Below are 4,266 nucleotides of genomic sequence, written 5' to 3'. Positions count from 1 at the left end.
TCCAGCTCTTTTTGCCATTTCTATTGCATCTAAAGTTTCAGTTAATGATCCTATTTGATTTAATTTTATAAGGATAGAGTTTCCTGCTCCTAGTTCTATACCCTTTTTCAATCTTTCAGTGTTAGTTACAAATAAGTCATCTCCAACTATTTGTACTCTATCTCCTATAGCCTTAGTTAGTTTTACCCAACCATCCCAGTCATCTTCACCTAATCCATCTTCTATTGAAATGATAGGAAAGGAAAAGAACTAGAGTGGCAACTGTCATTCTGGAGAACTAAATTATGCTTGTATCTTATAAATGGTTAAAAGAATTGGTGGATATTGATGTTCCATCACAAGAGTTGGCTGAAAAAATGTCAACTACAGGGATCGAGGTCGAAGGTGTCGAATCGCCTGCTGCTGGTCTCTCAAAAATTGTCGTCGGTGAGGTCTTGTCTTGCGAAGATGTGCCAGAAACTCACCTCCATGTTTGTCAGGTTAACGTTGGAGAAGAAGAAGCCCGTCAAATCGTTTGTGGTGCCCCAAATGTGCGTGCTGGTATCAAGGTTATGGTGGCACTTCCGGGAGCTCGTATCGCTGACAACTACAAAATTAAAAAAGGAAAAATCCGTGGTTTAGAGTCACTTGGAATGATCTGTTCGCTTGGCGAATTGGGAATTTCTGATTCAGTTGTGCCTAAGGAATTCGCAGATGGCATCCAAATCTTGCCAGAAAATGCCGTTCCTGGTGAGGAAGTCTTCTCATATCTAGACTTGGATGATGAAATCATCGAACTTTCAATTACCCCTAACCGTGCAGATGCCCTTTCTATGCGTGGAGTGGCTCACGAAGTGGCAGCCATCTATGATAAGGCAGTCAACTTTAAAGAATTTACTCTTTCAGAGACTGACCAAGCTGCAGCAGATGCTCTTTCTGTAGGTATTGAGACAGACAAGGCGCCTTACTATGCAGCTCGTATCTTGGACAATGTTACTATCGCACCAAGTCCACAATGGTTGCAAAACCTTCTTATGAATGAAGGTATCCGTCCTATTAACAACGTGGTGGACGTGACAAACTACATCCTGCTCTACTTTGGTCAACCAATGCATGCTTTTGACTTGGATACCTTTGAAGGGAGTGACATCCGTGTGCGTGAAGCGCGTGCTGGTGAAAAATTGGTGACTTTAGATGGTGAAGAACGTGACTTGGACGTGAATGACCTAGTCATTACTGTCGCTGACAAGCCAGTAGCCCTTGCCGGTGTCATGGGGGGGCAAGCAACAGAAATCTCTGAAAAATCTAGTCGTGTTGTCCTTGAAGCTGCTGTTTTCAATGGCAAATCTATCCGTAAGACAAGTGGTCGTCTTAACCTTCGTTCTGAGTCATCTTCTCGCTTTGAAAAAGGGATTAATGTGGCAACTGTTAACGAAGCTCTTGATGCGGCAGCTAGCATGATTGCAGAGCTTGCAGGTGCGACTGTGCGTAAGGGTATCGTTTCAGCGGGTGAACTTGATACCTCTGATGTGGAAGTTTCTTCAACTCTTGCTGATGTTAACCGTGTCCTTGGTACAGAGCTTTCTTATGCTGATGTAGAAGACGTCTTCCGTCGTCTTGGTTTTGGCCTTTCTGGAAATGCAGCTAGCTTTACAGTCAGTGTCCCACGTCGCCGTTGGGATATCACTATTGAAGCAGATCTCTTTGAAGAAATCGCTCGTATCTATGGTTATGACCGCTTGCCAACTAGTCTACCAAAAGACGATGGTACAGCAGGTGAATTGACTGCGACACAAAAACTTCGCCGTCAGGTTCGTACCATTGCTGAAGGGGCAGGTTTGACAGAAATCATCACCTACGCTCTGACAACTCCTGAAAAAGCAGTTGAGTTCACAGCTCAACCAAGTAACTTTACTGAACTTATGTGGCCAATGACTGTGGATCGTTCAGTCCTCCGTCAAAATATGATCTCAGGTATCCTTGATACAGTTGCCTACAACGTGGCTCGTAAGAATAAAAACTTGGCCCTTTACGAGATTGGGAAAGTCTTTGAACAAACTGGCAATCCGAAAGAAGAACTTCCAAATGAAATCAACAGTTTTGCCTTTGCCTTGACAGGCTTGGTTGCTGAAAAAGATTTCCAAACAGCAGCAGTTCCAGTTGATTTCTTCTATGCTAAAGGAATCCTTGAAGCACTCTTTGCTCGTTTGGGACTCCAAGTAACTTATACAGCTACAGCTGAAATTGCAAGCCTCCACCCAGGTCGTACAGCTATGATTTCACTCGGTGACCAAGTTCTTGGTTTCCTTGGCCAAGTGCATCCAGTCACTGCTAAGGCTTACGATATTCCAGAAACGTATGTAGCTGAGCTCAACCTTTCAGCCATCGAAGTAGCCCTTCAACCAGCTACTCCATTTGTGGAAATCACGAAATTCCCAGCAGTTAGCCGTGACGTTGCCCTTCTCCTCAAGGCAGAAGTCACTCATCAAGAAGTTGTGGACGCTATCCAAGCTGCCGGTGTGAAACGCTTGACAGATATCAAACTCTTTGACGTCTTCTCAGATGAGAAATTGGGACTTGGTATGAAGTCAATGGCCTATAGCTTGACCTTCCAAAATCCAGAAGATAGCTTAACGGACGAAGAAGTCGCACGCTACATGGAAAAAATCCAAGCGTCTCTTGAAGAAAAAGTCAATGCAGAAGTGCGTTAACTTATCAATCCATCCTTCGGGGTGGATTTTTGCTTTCAAATAACAATTCAGGATCAAAAATAGACAGTTGAGGAACAGAGAAGATAAATTGGAGTTTACCACTGTATAATGTACTCATAGCTCAAAGTACCCTAAGATTTTTTACTAAAATGAGGATGATAAAAATGGACAGAAATCATTGTAAAGGCTATCAAAAAGGAGTATAATGAGTACAAGACATTTCGGAGGTGAAAGATGCTAGAAGTAAGAAGTCTAGAGAAAAGTTTTGGACCCAAGCAAGTTTTGTTTGGCATTGACTTTCAAGCGCGACCAGGTCGTATTTTGGGACTAGTTGGGAAAAATGGTGCTGGGAAGACAACGATTTTCCACAGTATTTTGAAGTTTTTAGAATACCAAGGAGAAATCAGTCTAGATGGTCAGGATATTCGTCAGGAAACCTATGCTCGGATTGGCTATCTACCTGAAGAACGCAGTCTCATGCCTAAATTGACAGTCCTTGAACAAGTTCGCTATTTGGCGACTCTAAAAGGTATGGATGCTAAGGAAATCAAGGAAAAACTCCCTCAATGGATGAAGAGGTTGGAAGTGAAAGGGAAGCTGACTGATAAAATCAAGAGTCTGTCAAAAGGAAATCAGCAGAAGATTCAGCTCATTATTACTCTGATTCATGAACCAGACTTGATTATCTTGGATGAGCCTTTCAGTGGATTGGATCCAGTCAATACTGAATTGCTCAAGCAAGTTATTTTTCAGGAAAAAGAGCGCGGAGCAACCATTATCTTTTCTGACCATGTCATGACCAACGTCGAGGAGCTTTGTGACGATATTCTCATGATTCGAGATGGCCGTGTGGTCTTGCATGGACCAGTTCAGGATGTTCGCAACCAATACGGGAAAACGCGTCTCTTTGTTTCAAGTGAACGAAGCAAGGAAGAATTGGAAAATCTTCCTCATGTCAAACAGGTGAGCTTGACCAAACAAGGCAGTTGGAAATTGATCTTGGAGGATGAGAACGCTGGAAGGGAACTTTTCCCAATCTTGACTCAAGGGCAATATATCGCAACCTTTGACCAGCAAGCGCCAACAATCGATGAAATCTTTAAACTAGAATCAGGGGTGGAAGTATGAGAAATATGTGGGTTGTAATGAAAGAAACCTATCTTCGACATGTCAAATCGTGGAGTTTCTTCTTTATGGTGATTTCGCCGTTCCTCTTTTTAGCCTTATCTGTAGGAATTGGCTATCTCCAAGGGTCTTCTATGGCCAAGAATAGTAAGATAGCAGTAGTAACAACTGTGCCATCTGTGGAAGATGGGCTCAAGGGTACCAATGGTATCAACTTTGATTATAAGGATGAAGCCAGTGCCCAAGCTGCTATCAAAGATGAGAAAATCAAGGGTTACCTAACCATTGACCAAGAGGACAGCGTCCTCAAGGCCGTCTATCATGGTGAAACTTCTCTTGAAACAGGCATCAAGCTAGCAGTAACCAATAAGCTTAACGAACTGCAATACCAACTCAATCGTTCGGCAGCCAATTTGTCACAAGAACAGCAAAAACGCTTCACACAAACACT

3 protein-coding genes and 1 pseudogene are annotated in these 4,266 nt (G+C 43.0%); 3 read left to right on the top strand and 1 reads right to left on the bottom strand.

Annotated elements, in window-relative coordinates; genetic code table 11:
* Positions 1 to 240 (bottom strand): annotated as a pseudogene (gene eno / locus QZ565_RS08405) (phosphopyruvate hydratase); the annotation flags it as partial.
* 44 nt (positions 241 to 284) lie between these two features.
* On the opposite strand from eno, the gene pheT reads away from it, so the two are divergent.
* From pheT to QZ565_RS08390, 3 genes are all read left to right on the top strand, one after another.
* Positions 285 to 2,690: a phenylalanine--tRNA ligase subunit beta gene (gene pheT, locus QZ565_RS08400; RefSeq protein ID WP_295528157.1), complete on the top strand. Its 2,406-nt coding sequence runs from the start codon at positions 285 to 287 to the stop codon at positions 2,688 to 2,690.
* A gap of 234 nt (positions 2,691 to 2,924) precedes the next feature.
* Entirely contained in the window at positions 2,925 to 3,818 is an 894-nt protein-coding gene (locus QZ565_RS08395; protein WP_000895280.1) for an ABC transporter ATP-binding protein, read from the top strand.
* Positions 3,815 to 4,266, top strand: a 452-nt coding sequence (locus tag QZ565_RS08390) for an ABC transporter permease (RefSeq protein ID WP_295528150.1), incomplete at its 3' end; no start/stop codon positions are given. The genes QZ565_RS08395 and QZ565_RS08390, both read left to right, overlap by 4 nt.

Source organism: uncultured Streptococcus sp. (assembly GCF_915066115.1).
Lineage (GTDB): Bacteria > Bacillota > Bacilli > Lactobacillales > Streptococcaceae > Streptococcus.
This window is presented reverse-complemented; position numbering and strand designations above follow the sequence as displayed.

What these genes read in the sequence shown, in the direction of transcription:
- pheT (WP_295528157.1), top strand. Translation starts at nt 285, where the DNA reads ATGCTTGTATCTTATAAATGGTTAAAAGAATTGGTGGATATTGATGTT.
- QZ565_RS08395 (WP_000895280.1), top strand. Translation starts at nt 2,925, where the DNA reads ATGCTAGAAGTAAGAAGTCTAGAGAAAAGTTTTGGACCCAAGCAAGTT.